Origin of the sequence: Paracoccus sp. SCN 68-21 (assembly GCF_001724535.1) — a bacterium.
Classification (GTDB): Bacteria; Pseudomonadota; Alphaproteobacteria; order Rhodobacterales; family Rhodobacteraceae; genus Paracoccus; species Paracoccus hibiscisoli.
Genome location: NZ_MEES01000039.1, coordinates 1 through 16,603, shown reverse-complemented (window position 1 = coordinate 16,603; position 16,603 = coordinate 1). Strand labels below are relative to the sequence as shown.

Genomic DNA, 16,603 nt, shown 5'->3' with positions numbered 1-16,603 from the left:
AAGCGGCTGCCCTGCGGCAAGGCTGCGCAAGGCCGCAGGGCGTGCTTCGCCCACGCAACCGGGCCGGTGCGAAAAAACTGTCAAGAAAGTTGCACGACCCCCATTGACGCCCTCCTGCACTCGCTTTAATCAGCCGCTCATACTACCTGCCCAGGTGGCGGAATTGGTAGACGCGCACGGTTCAGGTCCGTGTGCCGCAAGGTGTGGAGGTTCGAGTCCTCTCCTGGGCACCACAATAAACCCCTCGGAAACCTCGTGTTTCCGGGGGGTTTGCTTTTGCGCCCCCCAATTTCCATCAGCCGACGGTCGGCTCTTTTCATTTCCGCGCGGGTCGCGTTCCCTTGGCGAAAAAGGGGACGTGCGATGGTGCTGTATCTGGGAATAGACGGCGGGGGCACCGGCTGCCGGGCGGCCATCGCCGATGCGCAGGGGCGCATCCTGGGGCGGGGCGAGGGCGGGCCGGCCAATATCAACTCCGACCCTTTCGGCGCGACGGCCAGCGTCCTGGCCGCCACCACCGCCGCCATCGTCCAGGCGGGGGCTGAGGGGCGCGACCTGATCGCGGTGCTGGGCCTGGCCGGCGGCGGGCAATCGGCGGCCGCCCGCGCGATGGAGGCCCGCCTGCCCTTCGCGCGTCGTCTGGTGGTCAATGACGCGGTCACGGCGGCACGCGGCGCGCTTGGCCCCGGCGACGGCATCCTGGTCGCGGTGGGCACCGGATCGGTCATGGCCGCGCAGCGCGGCGGACAGCTGCAGCAGATCGGCGGGCGCGGATTCCTGATGGGCGATGAGGGCAGCGGCGCCGTGCTGGGCCGGACCCTGCTGGCGCAGGCCATGCGCGCGGGCGACGGGGTCATCGCCGACACCCCCCTGCTGGCCGCCCTGCGCGACGAATTCGGCGGGTTCGAGGGCATCATCGCCTTTGGCACGACCGCCACACCCGCCCGCTTTGCCGCGCTGGCCCCCCGGCTGGTCGGATCGGACGACCCCGCGGCGCGGGCGATCCTGGACGAGGCCACGTCCCAGATCGCGGATGCGGTGCGGGTGCTGCAGCGCGGGCAAGACTTGCCGGTGGTCTTCACCGGCGGGCTGGGCCCGGTCTATGCCGAACGCCTGGCGGGCGACTGGACCCTGCGGCCCGCACAGGGCAGCGGCGTGGACGGCGCGCTGGCCATGGCGCGGGCCTTGGCGCCATGAGCCGCCGCCTGCTGGCCGCGACCCGGCTGTTCGACGGCCAGACGCTGCACGACGACATGGCGGTGGTCACCCAAGGTGGGGTGATTCTGGACGTGATCCCGCGCCCCGCCGATCTGCGCCCGCGCGACGGCATCCTGATGCCGGGATTCGTCGATCTGCAGGTGAATGGCGGCGCGGGGCTGATGGTCGGCGCGGGCACCGATGCGCAGGCGCTGGCGCGGATCTGCGCGGCGCATCGCGCCTTGGGCTGCGCGGGCGTGCTGCCCACGCTGATCACCGATACGCCCGCCGTCACCGCCGCCGTGCTGGAGGCGGGCATCCGCGCCACCGGCACGCCCGGTTTCTTGGGCCTGCACCTGGAGGGGCCACATCTGGACCCCCGCCGCGCGGGCGCGCATGACCCGGCGCTGATCCGGCCGATGGAGGATGCCGATCTGGCGCGGCTGATCGCGGCGGCGGCGCATCTGCCCGCGCTGATGGTGACGCTGGCGCCCGAATCGGCCTCGGCCGATCAGATCGCGGCGCTGGCGCAGGCCGGGGTGATCGTCAGCCTGGGCCACAGCGCCTGCACGCTGGATCAGGCGCAGGCGGCCTTTGACGCGGGCGCGCGGGCGGCCACGCATCTGTTCAACGCCATGAGCCAGATGGGCCATCGCGAACCCGGCCTGGTGGGCGCGGTGCTGTCGGGCGAGGCCCATGCGGGGGTGATCGCGGACGGGGTGCATGTCGATCCGGCGGCGCTCCGCGTGGCGCTGCGCGCGCGGCGGCACGGACTGTTCCTGGTCAGCGATTGCATGGCGGTGGCGGGCACCCGGATGACGGAATTCACGCTGCAGGGGCGGGCCATCCTGCGCCGGGACGGGCGGCTGACGCTGGCTGACGGCACGCTGGCGGGGGCGGATCTGCGGCTGGACCGGGCGGTGCGGGGGGCGGTCGCGGCGGGCGCGGACCTGGCGCGGGCGCTGGCCATGGCGAGCTCGGTCCCGGCGGATCTGATCGGCGCGCCTTTGGGGCGGATCGCAGGAGGGGGCCGGTCCAGTGTTCAGTCGGCGCGACCGTGCGACAGGGTCGCGGGCGTCACGATCCGGCGCTGCCAGACGAACAGCGCGGCGGCCACGGACAGGCCCACGATATCGGTCATCCACCCCACGGCAGTCATCGACAGCGCGGCCCCGATCAGGATCAGGCGCACCACCATCGAGGCGTGCCCGAAATAGTATCCGATCACCCCCGCCGACAGCAGGAACATGCCCAGAAGCGCGGTCGCGGTCGCGTGGATGATGTCGATCCATTCGCCCTGCATCAGCAGTTCATGCGAGCCGAAGAACATGAAGGGCACGATGAAGGCCGCAAGGCCAAGGCGGAACGCCTCGACGCTGGTCTTCATCGGGTCCGATCCCGACAGGGCCGCGCCCGCATAGGCGGCCAGCGCCACCGGCGGCGTGATGGCCGACATCACCGCATAGTAGAAGACGAAGAAATGCGCGACCAGCACCGGCACCCCCAGGGCGATCAGCCCCGGCGCAACGACCGCTGCGGCGACCGCATAGGCGGCGGTGGTGGGCATGCCCATCCCCAGGATGATCGAGATGCACATCGCGAAGAACATCGCCAGATACTGGTTCTGATCCGCGATCGACAGCAGCAGCGACGAGAACCGCGCGCCCACCCCGGTCAGCGCGATGACGCCCACGATGATGCCCGCCGCGGCGCAGACCGCGACCATCTGGATGGACATCTTGGCGCCCATGTCCAAGGCCTTGAAGATCTGGCGCGGACCCATCTTGTGGGGGGTCAGCCAGCTGACCATCGCCGCCGCAGCCATGCCCATCGCGCCCGCCCGGATCACGGAATAGCCCGCGAACAGCGTGTAGATCAGGATGATGATCGGCAGGAACAGATAGACCTGCTTGATCAGGTCGTTGAAGCGCGGCAGCTCGGAGCGCGGCAGGCCCTTCATGTTCAGCTTGAGCGCCTGAAGGTCGACCATGAAATAGACCGACACGAAATACAGCAGCGCCGGGATGATCGCGGCGATGACGATGTCGGTGTAGGGGATGCCCGTCACCTCGGCCATGATGAAGGCGCCCGCGCCCATGATCGGCGGCAGGATCTGCCCGCCCGAGGAGGCCGTGGCCTCGATCGCGGCCGAGGATTTCGGCGAATAGCCGACCTTCTTCATCAGCGGGATGGTCAGCGAGCCGGTGGACACGACGTTGCCCGCCGATGTGCCGTTGATCATGCCCATCAACCCGCTGGCAAACACCGCCACCTTGGCAGGCCCGCCCCGCGTCTGTCCCGCACAGGCAAAGGCGAAGTTGACGAAGTAGTCGCCGACCTTGGACGCCTGCAGGAACGCGGCGAAGACGATGAACAGGATGATATAGGTCGAACTGACCGCGATCGGGTCGCCCAGCACACCCTGATCGGTAAAGATGTAGGTGAAAAAGCGCGTGGCCGTATAGCCGCGATGGTTCAGGAATCCCGGCAGCCACGGCCCCAGAAAGCTGTAGCCGATGAACACGCCGACGATGATCACCAGCGCAAGGCCGGTCAGGCGGCGCGTCAGCTCCAGGATCAGGATGACGCCGGTGACGGCGGCCCAAAGGTCGCCCGGTTGGGCCATGCCCGTGCCCGCCCGCATGCGCAGCGCGCCCACGACGAACAGGATGTATCCCAGCACCGCGATCGAGGCCATGCACAGGATCAGGTCGCCCGGATAGATCCGCGACCGGTCGCGCGACGAATATAGCCAGCCCGCGATGACCGCGGCAGCCGTCCCGATGGCCAGCGGCAGGCCGTAGGTGCGGAACCCGAAGGCGGGGGGTGCGGCCACCCCGGCCAGCCACCAGGCGCCCCAGGCATAGGCGATGATCGCCAGGCCATAGCCCACGCCAAGCGCCGCCACGCCCAGCAGGGCCAGTTCGGCCATGCCACGGCGCGCGGGGGCCGCATCGGCGTCGTTGCTGCGCTGCGTCAGCGCGGAATAGGTCAGAAAGCCGATGATCAGGCCACCGCAGACATGCATCATGCGATAGGTCCAGGTCTCCAGCGGATAGATGACCATGACGAACAGGTGGAACAGGGTATAGGCGGCGCACAGGACCGCGATCAGCACGCCCGTCCGGGCGCGCGCGTCGCGCTGGTTGGGGGCCATCGGCTCGTCATCGACGCCTTGCGCGATGACGGGGCCGGTCCCTGCCGCGGATGCAGCATCAACTGACATGAGGGTTCTCCGTCGGCAAGGACCGCGCGGACGGGGTCCGGGCAGTCGGTCCGATCATGGGGGGAAACTGGGGAAAAAAGGGTCCGGGGGCCGCAGCCCCCGGATAATGCGCTCAGCCGCGCAGTTCGGCCGGGATCTCGATCCCGACCTCGTCGAAATACTGCAGCGCGCCCGGGTGATAGGGCAGGAAGGTGTTCTTGTCGGCGTTCTCGGGCAGGGTCTCGGCCGAGGTGGCGTGGATCTGCATCATCGCCTCGTTGCCTTCCATCACCAGCTTGGTGATCTCATAGGCCAGGCTGTCGGGCATGTCCTCATGGGTGATGGCAAAGTTCCACATGGCGACCGTGCCATGTCCCTCGGGAAAGCCCTGATACATGCCGCCCGGCACCTCGAAGGCCGCAACCTCGGGCATCGCCTCAAGGATCTGGGCGCGCTGCTCCTCGGTAAAGCCGAAGATGTTGACCGGGTTCTCGGCCGCGATCTGCGCAAAGGCGCTGATCGGCACGCCCGCCGCAAAGGCGAAGGCGTCGATCAGGCCGTCCTTGACCTGGCTGGTCGCGTCATTGGCCCCGGCATAGCTGATGGTCGCCTCGACGCCCAGCACCTCGAAGAAGCGCGGCCAGTAGGTGGCGGCGGTGCCGCCCGCCGGACCGACCGAGACGCGCTTGCCGGCCATGTCGGTGACATCCGCGATGCCCGACGACTGCAGCGCCACGGCCTCGAACGGGGTCTGGTACATCGGGAACAGGGCGCGCAGGGCCTTATGCTCGACGCCCGGGGCCAGTTCGCTGTTGCCGGTCCAGGCCTCGTAGGCCGGGCCCATGGTGACCAGGCCGATCTGGTGATCGCCGGTCTCGACCAGGGTGGCGTTCTGCACCGGGCCGCCGGTCACCTCGCCCGAGGCGTTCAGGCCCAGGTTCTGGCTGATCAGACCGGCCAGGCCGGTGCCATAGATGAAATAGGTGCCGCCCTGGCTGGCGGTGCCGATGGTCAGGCTGCTGGGCCAGTCGGCGCGGTCGTCCTGGGCAAAGGCGGGCGACAGGCTGAAGGTGGCCGCGACGGTGGCGGCGACGGTCAGGAAACGCATGAAAATCCTCCCAGATTTTTCCGGGGCCGCGCGTCTTGCGCGACGCGGCCCGATAAAGCGCCCCCAGATAGGACCTGCCATGCCCTGCGCGCAATGCCGCCATGCACCCCGCGGGCAGGAAAATGGCGCGCGGGCCATCGCGATGGGTGGATTCGGTAACATCGGCGTCATCGGATGGGTGGAAATCCCCCCATCACGGGTCCGGGTCGTCACCCGCATCGACGTAATGCGTCTTGTCGATCATGTATTTCTGCATCTTTTCGTAGAGCGACTTGCGCGACAGGCCAAGCGATTCATAGACCGGCTTCAGCCGCCCGCCATGCGCCGCCAGGGTCGCCACGATCACATCGCGTTCGAACGCCGCGACCCGGTGGGCCAGGCGCTGCTGTTCGGGGCTGCGGTCGTCGGCCGGCTGCAGGGCGATGCCCAGGGCATGGCGGTCGGCGGCGTTGCGCAATTCGCGGACGTTTCCGGGCCAGGACCGCTCGGCGATCTCGGCCAGCAGGGCGGGGGGCACGGCCACGGCGGCGCGGCGATGGCGGGCGGCGGCCTCCTGCACCAGCTTGATGAACAGCAGCTGGATATCCTCGCGCCGCGCCGACAGAGGCGGCATGTTCAGCGTGACCACGTTCAGCCGATACAGCAGGTCGGCCCGGAACCGGCCCGCCGCGACCTCCTCCTCCAGCGGCTGGCGCGAGGTCGCGATGAAGCGCACGTCCAGCGCCCGCCCCTCATCCGCGCCCAGGGGGAACATCACCCGGTCCTGGACCACGCGCAGCAGCTTGCCCTGCACGTCCAGCGGCATCGAGCCGATCTCATCCAGCAGGATGGTGCCGCCGCGCGCATGTTCGAACTTGCCATAGCGCGGGCGCAGCGCGCCGGGGAATGCGCCCGCCTCGTGGCCGAACAGCTCTGATTCGATCAGCGCCGCGGGCAGGGCCGCGCAGTCGATGGCGATGAAGGGCCGCCCCGCGCGCGGCGACAGATCGTGCAGCGCGCGCGCCACGACCTCCTTGCCCGTGCCGGTCTGGCCCACGATCAGCACGTCGGCCTCGGTCGGGCCGATGGTGCGCAAGCGGCGGCGCAGGTCGATCATCACGTTCGACCGCCCCACCAGACGCGTCTCCAAGTCGTCCACCTGCCCCGCCGCCGCGCGCAGAACCCGGTTCTCCAGCACGACCCGGCGGTAATCCATCGCGCGGGACGCGATCTCGGCCAGCTGCGCGCTGTCAAAGGGCTTTTCGACGAAATCATAGGCCCCCTCGCGCATCGCGCGCACGGCCAGCTGGATGTCGCCATGCCCGGTCACCAGGATCACGGGGATGTCCACGTCGATCTCTCGGATGCGGCTCATCAGGGTCAGTCCGTCCATGCCCGGCATGCGGATGTCGGTCACCACAATGCCGCCGAAACCGAACCCCACGCGGTCCAGCGCGGATTGGGCATCGGGGGCCTCCTCGACCTCGAACCCCTCCAGCTCCAGGGCCTGGGCGGTGGACAGGCGCATGTCGGGCTCGTCATCGACCAGCAGGATGCGGCCCGCGATCATGGCGCGATCTCGGGCAGGTCGATGCGAAAGGCGGCACCGCAGTCGCAGGGAAGGATGCGCAATTCGCCTCCGAAATCCTTGATGATGTTGAACGAGATCGACAGCCCCAGCCCCAGCCCGCTGCCAACCCCCTTGGTCGAGAAGAACGGATCGAAGATGCGGTCCTCCAGCCCCGGCGCGATGCCCGGGCCATTGTCGCTGACGGTCAGCAGGACGCGCCCGCCCGCGCGCCGCCCCTGGATGCGGATCGCGCCGTCGGCCCGCCCGTCCAGCGCGTCCAGCGCATTGGCCACCAGGTTCACCACGACCTGCTGGAACCGCACCGGCCCCGCCCGCACCATCAGCGGCCCCGGCGGCAGATCGACGACCAGCGCGACGGGCTGTCGGTCGATGCGCCAGGCGATCACCTCCAGCGCGTCGCGCAGCACGTCATGCAGGTCCACATCCGACAGCTGGGCATTGGGCTTGCGCGCGAAATTGCGCAGGGTGCGGCCGATCTCGGTCATGCGGTCGGTCAGCGACAGGATGCGGGTCAGGTTCTGGCGCGCATCCCCGGCGCGGTCGCGGTCCAGATAGGTCACTGCATTGGCGGCAAAGTTGCGCACCGCGCCCAGGGGCTGGTTCAGCTCGTGCGACAGGGCCGCCGACATCTGGCCCAGGGCGGCCAGCTTGGCCGATTGCACCAGATGGCGCTGCGTGCGTCGCAACTCGGCCTCGGTGGCGCGGCGTTCGTCGACCTCGGCGCCAAGGCGGGCGTTCAGCTGCGCCAGCTCGGCGGTGCGGGCAGCCACGCGCCCCTCCAGCTGGGCCTGCGCCTCGGCCTGGATCGACAGGCGCTCGCGCAGGCGGGCGCGGCGCTGCGCCCAGGCCATCAGCAGCGCCACCCCCACGCCCAGGATCATCAGCGCCGCCAGCGTCCCGATCAGCGCCTGCCGCCGCGCGGGCGCGGTGTCCAGCAGGACATGCACCGTCCAATCGGCCTCGGGCATGGCCTCGGAGACGGTCAGGAACTCGCGCCGCGCGTCGGGCAACTCCAGGCGCAGGATGTCGTGGCCCGCCGCCTCGCCCGCCGGTCGCAGGGGCAGCATCATCAGCGGCTCATCGTCATAGCGCCGGGTGGCGGCGATGCGGGCCCGCGCCTCGGGCGTCAGCGCCGCGATGGAGCGGAACTGCCAGTCGCGGCGGCTGGCCAGGAACACGATCCCCTCTCCGTCGGTCACGATCATCTCGTATTCGGCGGCGCGCCAGCTGTCCTCGATGGCGTCCATGTCCACCTTCAGCACCAGCACGCCGACGATCTGCCCCCGGTCCCGCAGCGCCCGCCCGAAATAATACCCCCGCTTGCCCGAGGTCGTCCCAAGCGCCGAGAACCGCCCCTGCCCCCCGGCCAGCGCATCGGTGAAATAGGGCCGGTATTCGAACCGCTCACCCACGAAACTGAAATCCCGGTCGAAGTTGCTGGCCGCCACGGTCGTGCCGTCGGGCGCCATGACATAGGCATCCGACAGCCCCATCAGCTGCGCGACATGGCGCAGATACAGGTTCGCCGCCGCCATCTGCACCGGGTCCGCCCCGGGTGCCAGCGCGCGCACCAGAACCGGGCTGCGGTCCATCAGGTCGGGCAGGCGTTCGTATCGCGCCAGCTCCCCGCGCAGGCCCGACACCGCCAGCCGCAGGATGTTCTCTCCCTGCGGGACGGTCGCGGCGATGGAATGGCGCGCCAGCCAGGCGTTGCCGCCGATGGCCACGGCCAGCCCGGCCGCCACGACCACCAGCGCGATCAGCGCGCGCCGTCGGGTCACCGGCCAGCCCAGGGCCCCCTGCCAGAGGGGTGCGCCCCGCCATCCCGTCGCGTCGGTCACCCGGCCCCCCTGCCCTGAATGATGCCGCGCCATGATGTCCGCCCGCGCCGCCCGGGGCAAGTGTGCTGGCGCAGTTTGGTCCCGCAGACGACAACCCGACCCCTGGCTGCGCATCGGCGGCGGGGGCGACCGGCACGCCGCCACCCTTGGCCGGGAAGGGTTGATCGCCGGGCGGCGCCTGCCCGGGCAGAATGACGAAGAACCCTGCACATTTGTTCAACCTGCTCGATTTTCAATTGAATCGGGGCGGCGAAACAGGTTGTCTGCTGCCAGCAGCTGCCGGAACGGCGGCCAGTTACAAAAACCAGGGAGAGAACCATGAAGAAGGTGATGACACGCCTCGGGCTTGCGCTGATGTCCTCGACGATGATCGTGGGCGCGGCATCGGCCGAAACGGTGCGGTGGGCACGGGCGTCCGATGCGCTGACGCTGGACCCGCATTCGCAGAACCAGGGCGTGACCCATAACTTTGCCCACCACATCTATGAGACGCTGGTCGATCGCGATGCCGAGGGCAACCTGCAGCCGCGCCTGGCGACCGAATGGACGCTGAAGGAGGACGACCCGACGGTCTGGGTCTTTACCCTGCGCGAGGGCGTCACCTTCCATGACGGCGCGGCCTTCACCGCCGAGGACGTGGTCTTTTCGCTGGACCGCGCCCGGTCCGAGGCGTCGAACATGCGCCAGCTGCATGTCGACGTGGCCGAGGTGCGCGCCGTGGACGACTATACCGTCGAGGTGCAGACCACCGGCCCGTCGCCGCTCTATCCCAACAACCTGACCAACACCTTCATCATGGACAAGGACTGGTCCGAGGCCAATGACGTGGTCGAGGTTCAGGACTATGCCGCGGGCGAGGACAACTATGCCGTCCGCAACACCAACGGCACCGGCCCCTACATCCTGCAATCGCGCGAGGTCGATGTCCGCTCGGTCCTGACGGTGAACGAGAACCACTGGGCCGAGAACACCCCCGCCGTGACCGAGATCATCTATCTGCCCATCGCCGACAACGCGACCCGCATCGCGGCGCTCTTGTCGGGTGAGGTCGATCTGGTCCAGGACGTGCCGGTGCAGGACATCGACCGCCTGCAGGGCACCGACGGCATCAAGATCGAGACCGGCCCCGAGAACCGCGTGATCTATTTCGGCTATCGCTTCGGCGAGGAGCCGCTGGCCTCGTCCAACGTCACCGATGCCAACCCCTTCAACGACCCGCGCGTGCGCGAGGCGATGGAGCTGGCCGTGGACCGCGACGCGATCGCCCAGGTGGTGATGCGCGGCCAAGCGATCCCCACGGGTGTCGCCAACCCGCCCTTCGTCGCGGGCTGGACCGAGGAGCTGGACGCCTATCCGGCCGTCGATCTGGAGCGCGCGCGCGAGCTGATGGCCGAGGCGGGATACGAGAACGGCTTTACCGTCACGCTGGACACGCCCAACAACCGCTATGTCAACGATGAGGCGATCAGCCAGGCCGTCGTCGGCATGCTGGGCCGGATCGGCATCACCGTCACGCTGGCCTCGCGCCCGGTGGCGCAGCACTCGCCGCTGGTGACGTCGAACACGACCGATTTCTACCTGCTGGGCTGGGGCGTTCCGACCTTCGATTCGGCCTATGTCTTCAACGACCTGGTCCACACCAAGGATGGCAGCTACGGCGCCTATAACGGCGGGCTCTATTCGAACCCCGACCTCGACGCCAAGATCCAGTCGCTTGGCACCGAGACCGACATGGAGGTCCGCGACGCCACCGTGGCCGAGATCTGGCAGGTCGTTAAGGAAGAGCGCGTCCTGCTGCCGATCCACAACCAGGTGCTGGCCTATGCGATGCGCGACGGGCTGACGCTTCCGGTCCACCCCGAGAACCAGCCGCTGCTGACCGACCTGACCCTGGGCGAGTAAGCCTGACGCCCTGACCACCGCCGCGCCCGGGCGTTCCCCGTGCGCGGCGGTTCCCTATTCGAGAGGATCTGGCCCATGCTGGCCTTCATCATCCGCAGGCTGGCCCAATCGGTGCTGGTCATGCTGTTCGTCGCGCTGATCGCCTTCATCGTCTTTCGCTATGTGGGCGACCCGATCGCCAGCATGGTCGGCGTCGAAACCCGCCTGGAGGACCAGGAGATCATGCGCGCCAGGCTGGGTCTGAACGACCCGGTCATCTGGCAATTCCTGCGCTTTGTCGGCAATGCGCTGCAGGGCGAATTCGGCATATCCTACCGCCTGCAGCAGCCGGTGACGGAACTGATCCTGTCGCGCCTGCCCGCCACGCTGGAGCTGGCCTTTGCATCCGCCACCATCGCGCTGGTCTTCGGGTTGACGCTCGGGGTGTTCACTGCGCTGAAGCCGCGCAGCTTCCTGACCGGGCTGATCATGGCCGTGTCGCTGATCGGGGTATCGCTGCCGACCTTCCTGATCGGGATCGGGCTGATCTATATCTTCGCGGTGGAACTGGGATGGTTTCCGTCCTTCGGGCGCGGCCAGACGGTCGATCTGGGCTGGTGGCGCACGGGCCTGATGACCGACAGCGGGCTGCGGTCGCTGGTGCTGCCCGCGATCACGCTGTCGCTGTTCCAGCTGACGCTGATCATGCGCCTGGTCCGGGCCGAGATGCTGGAGGTGCTGCGCACCGAATACATCCGCTTTGCCCGCGCCCGCGGGTTGTCGCAGCGCGCGATCCATTTCGGCCATGCGCTGAAGAACACGCTGGTCCCGGTGCTGACCATCACCGGCCTGCAGCTGGGATCGGTGATCGCCTTTGCCATCGTGACTGAAACCGTGTTCCAGTGGCCCGGCGTCGGATCGCTGTTCATCGTGTCGGTGCAGGTGGTCGACGTGCCTGTGATGGCCGCGTACCTGATGTTCATCGCGCTGGTCTTCGTGCTGATCAACCTGATCGTCGATATCCTTTACTACGTCGTGGACCCGCGCCTGCGCGTCGATGGCGGCGGAGGCGGAAAATGACCATGACGAACCCCACCCCGGGCAATCCGGCGCCCGCCGCGAAACCCATCGTGCCGCCCAAGCCGCAAGGCAGGCTGAAAGCCGCGCTGGACAGCGATATCTTCTACTCATGGCGCCGGTCTCCAATCACCATCGTGGCGACGGTCGTGGCGCTGGCGCTGATCCTGATGGCGATCCTGGCGCCCTGGATCGCGCCGCACAACCCGTTCGACCCGGCCAGCCTGAACCTGATGGACGGCTTTACCCCGCCGATGACCGAGAACCAGTTCACCGGCAACAGCTATGCCCTGGGCACCGACAATCAGGGCCGCGACATGCTGTCCTCCATCATGTATGGCAGCCGCATCAGCCTGTTTGTGGGCGCCATGGCCACGGCCTTCGCGATCACGCTTGGCGTGTCGTTGGGGCTGGTCGCGGGCTATAACGGGGGGATGATCGACGGCATCATCATGCGCATCGCCGATATCCAGCTGTCCTTTCCCGGCATCCTGATCGCGCTGCTGATCTTTGGCATCGCGCGTGGCGTCATCCCCGCCAATCAGCAGGAAAGCATGGCCATCTGGGTGCTGATCATCGCCATCGGCCTGTCGAACTGGGCGCAGTTCGCGCGCACCGTGCGCGGCGCCACGATGGTCGAGCGGCAAAAGGATTACGTCTCGGCCGCGCGCATCATGGGGGTCCATCCCTTCCTGATCCTGCTGCGCCACGTCCTGCCCAACGTCCTGGGACCGGTGCTGGTGATCGGCACGATCGGCCTGGCCTTGGCCATCATCGAGGAGGCGACGCTGTCCTTTCTGGGCGTGGGCGTGCCGCCGACGCAGCCCTCTCTTGGGACGCTGATCCGCATCGGGCAACAGTTCCTGTTCTCGGGCGAATGGTGGATTTTGCTGTTCCCGGCGCTGACGCTGATCCTGCTGGCGCTGTCGGTGAACCTGCTGGGCGACTGGCTGCGCGACGCGCTGAACCCCAAGCTGCGCTGAGGACATGATGACACAACCCGTTCTATCCGTCCGCAACCTGACGGTCGAGTTTCCGACCCGGCGCGGCATCCTGACCGCCGTGCAGGACATCACCTTCGACATCATGCCCGGCGAAGTGCTGGGCGTGGTCGGCGAAAGCGGCGCGGGCAAGTCGATGACCGGCGCCGCCATCATCGGCCTGATCGACCCGCCCGGCCGCATCGCCAAGGGCGAGATCTGGCTGGGCGACCAGCGCATCGACAACCTTGCCCCCGACCAGATGCGCAAGATCCGCGGCCGCCGGATCGGCATGATCTTTCAGGACCCGCTGACCTCGCTGAACCCGCTCTATCGGATCTCGCGCCAGCTGATCGAGACGATCCGCACCCACCTGCCGCTGTCCCAGGCCGACGCGCGCAAACGCGCCATCAAGCTCTTGGACGATGTGGGCATCCCCGATGCCGCGCGACGCATCGACGATTACCCGCATCAGTTTTCGGGCGGGATGCGACAGCGCGTGGTGATCGCGCTGGCGCTGTGCGCCGACCCCGAGGTGGTCATCGCCGATGAGCCGACGACCGCGCTGGACGTGTCCGTGCAGGCCCAGATCATCGACGTCATGAAGGAGATCTGCGCCGAACGCGGTGCGGCGATCATGCTGGTCACCCATGACATGGGCGTCATCGCGGAAACCGCCGACCGCGTTGCGGTGATGTATGCCGGCCGCCTGGCCGAAATCGGCCCCGTCGCATCCGTCATCAAGAACGCCAAGCACCCCTATTCCCAGGGCCTGATGGGCGCGATTCCGAAACTGGGCGAAAATCTGGACCGGCTGGTGCATATCCCCGGCTCGATGCCACGCCTGAACGCGATCCCGCAGGGCTGCGCCTTCAATCCGCGCTGTCCGCAGGTCTTTGACAAATGCCGCACCCACCGCCCCGCCGCGTCCGAGATCGAGCCCGGACGACGCGCGGCCTGCTGGCTCTATCCCGAGGTCACCGAAGCATGAGCGACACCCTTCTGGACGTCCGCCACCTGTCGCGGCGCTTCGACGTCTCGGCCCCCTGGCTGAACCGCAAGCTGGAGGGTCTGGACAAGACCTATGTGAACGCCGTCAAGGATGTCAGCTTTACCGTCGCCAAGGGCCAGACATTCGCGCTGGTCGGCGAAAGCGGGTCGGGCAAATCGACCATCGCCCGGCTGATCGTGGGCCTGCTGGAGCCGACCGAGGGCGAGATCGTCTTTGACGGCACCTCGCTGGCCCGCGGGCTGAAGGGCGCCGAGGCCCGCCGTCTGCGCCGCCGGTTCCAGATGATCTTTCAGGACCCGCTGGCCAGCCTGAACCCGCGCTGGCGCGTCACCGACATCATCGCGGAACCACTGCGCGTCTTTGAACGGTCCATGAACGACCGCGCCCGGCGCCTGCGGGTCGGAGAGCTGCTGACCCTGGTGGGCCTGTCGCCCGAGGACGGGCTGAAATTCCCGCACCAGTTTTCGGGCGGGCAGCGCCAGCGCATCGCCATCGCGCGGGCATTGGCGGCCAATCCCGAATTCATCGTCTGCGACGAGCCGACATCGGCGCTGGACGTGTCCGTGCAGGCGCAGATCCTGAACCTGATGAAGGATCTGCAGGACGAATTCGGGCTGACCTATGTCTTCATCTCGCACAACCTGCAGGTCGTGCGGCACATGGCGACCGAGATCGGCGTCCTCTACCTGGGCCGCCTGGCTGAGGTCGGAGAGGCCGAGGCGCTGTTCGCCACCCCCCAGCACCCCTATACGCGGATGCTGCTGGACGCGGTCCCCGACATCGAGATGACCGGCCGCCGCCGCAAAAAGGTCGAGGGAGAGATCCCCTCGCCCATCGACCCGCCGCCGGGCTGCCCCTTCCACCCGCGCTGCCCCTTCGCGAACGCGCGCTGCCGCAGCGAAGTCCCCAGCCTGACCCGCCGCGGCCCCCAGGCCGCCGCCTGCCACGCCATCGAAGAGGGCCGCATCTGACCCCAGCACGAACCCCCGAGGCCACACCCGCGTCACAGAACCCGGCCCGCTGGCACCATCATGCGTTCAACGCGCGGATTTGAACTGCACAAGCTGCTCTCTTTCCTGAAAACTGGACAGTTTGAAGCTGGAGTTTTCGGCTAGCATTCCTTTGGTGGTAGAGGAGTTGAGAACGATGAAGGCATCGCGGTTCACAAAAGCGCGAGACAGGCGTTTGTCCTGAAGGAGGGTGAGGAAGGCACGCCGGTTGCGACGATCTGCCGAAAGGCCGGGCTGTCAATCGGCACGCAATTTTGCCCCCCTATCGGCATCGCAAAATGACCCCCGTAGAGCGCACAGGTTAGCTGGCCCGCTGCGGTGTAGCCCCCATATAGCGCAACCGTATCGGGCCAGCGGGGTCGTGGTCATTCACGGGTCTTGAAGCGCCAGCTCTCGTTGCCGGTTTCGACGATGTCGCAGTGATGGGTCAGACGGTCGAGCAGCGCAGTGGTCATCTTCGCGTCGCCGAAGACCGATGGCCACTCCCCGAAGTTGAGATTGGTCGTCACGATGATCGAGGTGCGCTCGCAGAGGCGGCTGATAAGATGGAACAGCAGCTGCCCGCCGGTCTGCGCGAAGGGGAGATAGCCGAGTTCATCGAGGATCAGAAAGTCGAGGCGGCAGAGCAGGTCCGCCGTGCGCCCCTGTCGGTCGGCGCGAGCTTCAGAATTGAGCTTGTTTGCCAAGTCCACGACATTGAAGAAGCGCCCCCGTTTGCCGCGTCGGATGCAGGCCCGGGCGATGCTCACGGCAAGGTGGGATTTGCCGGTCCCGGTGCCGCCGATGAGCACGACATTGCGCTGCTGTTCAAGGAACTCCCCGGCGGCCAGATCGCGCACCAGCGTTTCGTTGACCGGCGTTTCTTCGAAGCTGAACTCGTCGATCTCTTTCGCCAGCGGCAGCCTGGCGATCGTCATCTGGTATTTGATCGAGCGCGCCTGCTTCTCGCTGATCTCGGCGTTCAGCAGGTCGCCGATGATCTGTTGCGGTTCGTGCTGACGCTTTACCGCCGTGGTGATGATCTCATCGTAGGCGCCCTTCATGCCGTAGAGCTTCAGCTGGCTCATCGCGTCCAGCACCTTTGATCTTTCCATGGTTGGGCCTCCTGAGGCTGTCGTAGCGTTTGCAATCGGCCACTGGCTCGCAGGTCAGTCGCAATGCGGCCGGCGTATCGATGGTCAGTGGCGGGGTCGGCTCCCGATGTCGGGCCAGGATGTTGATGACGACCGAGGCCGCGGGAACCCCTTCGTTCAGGGCCTCGGCACAGGCAGCGTCCACCGCATCCAGCCCATCGATTGGGATCATGCTCAGGATCTGGACAATCTGTCGGTCGCCGTTCGGCACCTTGCCAAGCTTGCGCTGCACACGCCTGATTGCCGACGGCAGGTCCAATCCTTGAAGGGTGCGCCATTCCGGAGAGCGCCAGGCTTGCGAGCCAGAACCGGAATGTAGTGCAGCGGGTCGTAGACGGCCTTGTCGCGTCCGAAAGCTCGAGTGTGCTGCCCCACGATCTTGCCGTCCTGCCAGAACTCGACCCGTTCGGCATAAGCTCGGATCTCGACAGGCCGACCAACGGCGCGGCCATCCACGGAGTAGCGATTCTTGTCGAACCGGACGAGGCAGGGGTAGTGTCCGCGCACGTGGTGTAATTTCACCGGCACGTTCGGTGTAATCTCGGGTGGCCATCGAGGTGTATGATCGAGGTGGAGTTTCGACGCTTCA

The 16,603-nt window shown here is 67.5% G+C and carries 11 protein-coding genes, 1 tRNA gene and 2 pseudogenes; 8 read left to right on the top strand and 6 right to left on the bottom strand.

Annotated elements, in window-relative coordinates:
• Positions 1 to 148: 148 nt before the first annotated feature.
• The 3 genes and pseudogenes from ABS73_RS11740 to ABS73_RS11730 all read left to right on the top strand — a co-directional run.
• Positions 149 to 233: transfer RNA gene (locus tag ABS73_RS11740), tRNA-Leu, on the top strand.
• A 130-nt stretch (positions 234 to 363) separates the two neighbouring features.
• A complete protein-coding gene (locus ABS73_RS11735) occupies positions 364 to 1,197 on the top strand; it encodes a glucosamine kinase nucleotide-binding domain-containing protein (protein ID WP_277017987.1) in 834 nt (277 codons plus the stop codon).
• A pseudogene (locus ABS73_RS11730) lies at positions 1,194 to 2,165 on the top strand (N-acetylglucosamine-6-phosphate deacetylase); the annotation flags it as partial. The gene ABS73_RS11735 and the pseudogene ABS73_RS11730, both read left to right, overlap by 4 nt.
• A gap of 74 nt (positions 2,166 to 2,239) precedes the next feature.
• On the opposite strand, the gene ABS73_RS11725 reads toward ABS73_RS11730, so the two are convergent.
• From ABS73_RS11725 to ABS73_RS11710, 4 genes are all read right to left on the bottom strand, one after another.
• The gene (locus ABS73_RS11725) at positions 2,240 to 4,423 is read right to left on the bottom strand and encodes a TRAP transporter permease (RefSeq protein WP_277017990.1); all 2,184 of its coding nucleotides are present in this window, start codon (positions 4,421 to 4,423) and stop codon (positions 2,240 to 2,242) included.
• A gap of 112 nt (positions 4,424 to 4,535) precedes the next feature.
• A complete protein-coding gene (locus ABS73_RS11720; protein WP_277017991.1) occupies positions 4,536 to 5,510 on the bottom strand; it encodes a TAXI family TRAP transporter solute-binding subunit in 975 nt (324 codons plus the stop codon).
• A gap of 193 nt (positions 5,511 to 5,703) precedes the next feature.
• Positions 5,704 to 7,059 carry a sigma-54-dependent transcriptional regulator gene (locus ABS73_RS11715; protein WP_277017993.1) on the bottom strand — a complete coding sequence of 452 codons (1,356 nt, stop codon included), beginning with the start codon at positions 7,057 to 7,059 and terminating at the stop codon, positions 5,704 to 5,706.
• On the bottom strand, positions 7,056 to 8,921 hold the full coding sequence (locus tag ABS73_RS11710; RefSeq protein WP_277017994.1) for a sensor histidine kinase: 1,866 nt from the start codon (positions 8,919 to 8,921) through the stop codon (positions 7,056 to 7,058). Before ABS73_RS11710 ends, ABS73_RS11715 begins: the two co-directional genes overlap by 4 nt.
• A 318-nt stretch (positions 8,922 to 9,239) precedes the next feature.
• Between ABS73_RS11710 and ABS73_RS11705 the strand changes: the two genes are divergently transcribed.
• The 5 genes from ABS73_RS11705 to ABS73_RS11685 all read left to right on the top strand — a co-directional run bounded on the left by ABS73_RS11705 (position 9,240) and on the right by ABS73_RS11685 (position 14,842).
• Positions 9,240 to 10,823, top strand: a complete 1,584-nt coding sequence (locus ABS73_RS11705) for an ABC transporter substrate-binding protein (protein WP_277017995.1) — start codon at positions 9,240 to 9,242, stop codon at positions 10,821 to 10,823.
• Positions 10,824 to 10,898: 75 nt separating this feature from the next.
• The gene (locus ABS73_RS11700) at positions 10,899 to 11,882 is read left to right on the top strand and encodes an ABC transporter permease (protein WP_277017997.1); all 984 of its coding nucleotides are present in this window, start codon (positions 10,899 to 10,901) and stop codon (positions 11,880 to 11,882) included.
• 2 nt (positions 11,883 to 11,884) lie between these two features.
• Entirely contained in the window at positions 11,885 to 12,862 is a 978-nt protein-coding gene (locus tag ABS73_RS11695) for an ABC transporter permease (protein WP_277017999.1), read from the top strand.
• 7 nt (positions 12,863 to 12,869) lie between these two features.
• On the top strand, positions 12,870 to 13,850 hold the full coding sequence (locus ABS73_RS11690) for an ABC transporter ATP-binding protein (RefSeq protein ID WP_277018002.1): 981 nt from the start codon (positions 12,870 to 12,872) through the stop codon (positions 13,848 to 13,850).
• A complete protein-coding gene (locus ABS73_RS11685; RefSeq protein WP_277018003.1) occupies positions 13,847 to 14,842 on the top strand; it encodes an ABC transporter ATP-binding protein in 996 nt (331 codons plus the stop codon). Before ABS73_RS11690 ends, ABS73_RS11685 begins: the two co-directional genes overlap by 4 nt.
• 404 nt (positions 14,843 to 15,246) lie before the next feature.
• On the opposite strand, the gene istB is transcribed toward ABS73_RS11685, so the two are convergent.
• Together istB and ABS73_RS11675 are read right to left on the bottom strand one after the other, a co-directional pair.
• Positions 15,247 to 15,975, bottom strand: a complete 729-nt coding sequence (gene istB, locus ABS73_RS11680; RefSeq protein WP_277018005.1) for an IS21-like element ISPkr1 family helper ATPase IstB — start codon at positions 15,973 to 15,975, stop codon at positions 15,247 to 15,249.
• Positions 15,905 to 16,503: pseudogene (locus ABS73_RS11675) on the bottom strand (Mu transposase domain-containing protein); the annotation flags it as partial. The pseudogene ABS73_RS11675 and the gene istB, both read right to left, overlap by 71 nt.
• Positions 16,504 to 16,603 lie beyond the last annotated feature (100 nt).

What these genes read in the sequence shown, in the direction of transcription:
- ABS73_RS11735 (WP_277017987.1), top strand. Translation starts at nt 364, where the DNA reads ATGGTGCTGTATCTGGGAATAGACGGCGGGGGCACCGGCTGCCGGGCG.
- ABS73_RS11725 (WP_277017990.1), bottom strand. Translation starts at nt 4,423, where the DNA reads ATGTCAGTTGATGCTGCATCCGCGGCAGGGACCGGCCCCGTCATCGCG.
- ABS73_RS11720 (WP_277017991.1), bottom strand. Translation starts at nt 5,510, where the DNA reads ATGCGTTTCCTGACCGTCGCCGCCACCGTCGCGGCCACCTTCAGCCTG.
- ABS73_RS11715 (WP_277017993.1), bottom strand. Translation starts at nt 7,059, where the DNA reads ATGATCGCGGGCCGCATCCTGCTGGTCGATGACGAGCCCGACATGCGC.
- ABS73_RS11705 (WP_277017995.1), top strand. Translation starts at nt 9,240, where the DNA reads ATGAAGAAGGTGATGACACGCCTCGGGCTTGCGCTGATGTCCTCGACG.
- ABS73_RS11700 (WP_277017997.1), top strand. Translation starts at nt 10,899, where the DNA reads ATGCTGGCCTTCATCATCCGCAGGCTGGCCCAATCGGTGCTGGTCATG.
- ABS73_RS11695 (WP_277017999.1), top strand. Translation starts at nt 11,885, where the DNA reads ATGACGAACCCCACCCCGGGCAATCCGGCGCCCGCCGCGAAACCCATC.
- ABS73_RS11690 (WP_277018002.1), top strand. Translation starts at nt 12,870, where the DNA reads ATGACACAACCCGTTCTATCCGTCCGCAACCTGACGGTCGAGTTTCCG.
- ABS73_RS11685 (WP_277018003.1), top strand. Translation starts at nt 13,847, where the DNA reads ATGAGCGACACCCTTCTGGACGTCCGCCACCTGTCGCGGCGCTTCGAC.
- istB (WP_277018005.1), bottom strand. Translation starts at nt 15,975, where the DNA reads ATGGAAAGATCAAAGGTGCTGGACGCGATGAGCCAGCTGAAGCTCTAC.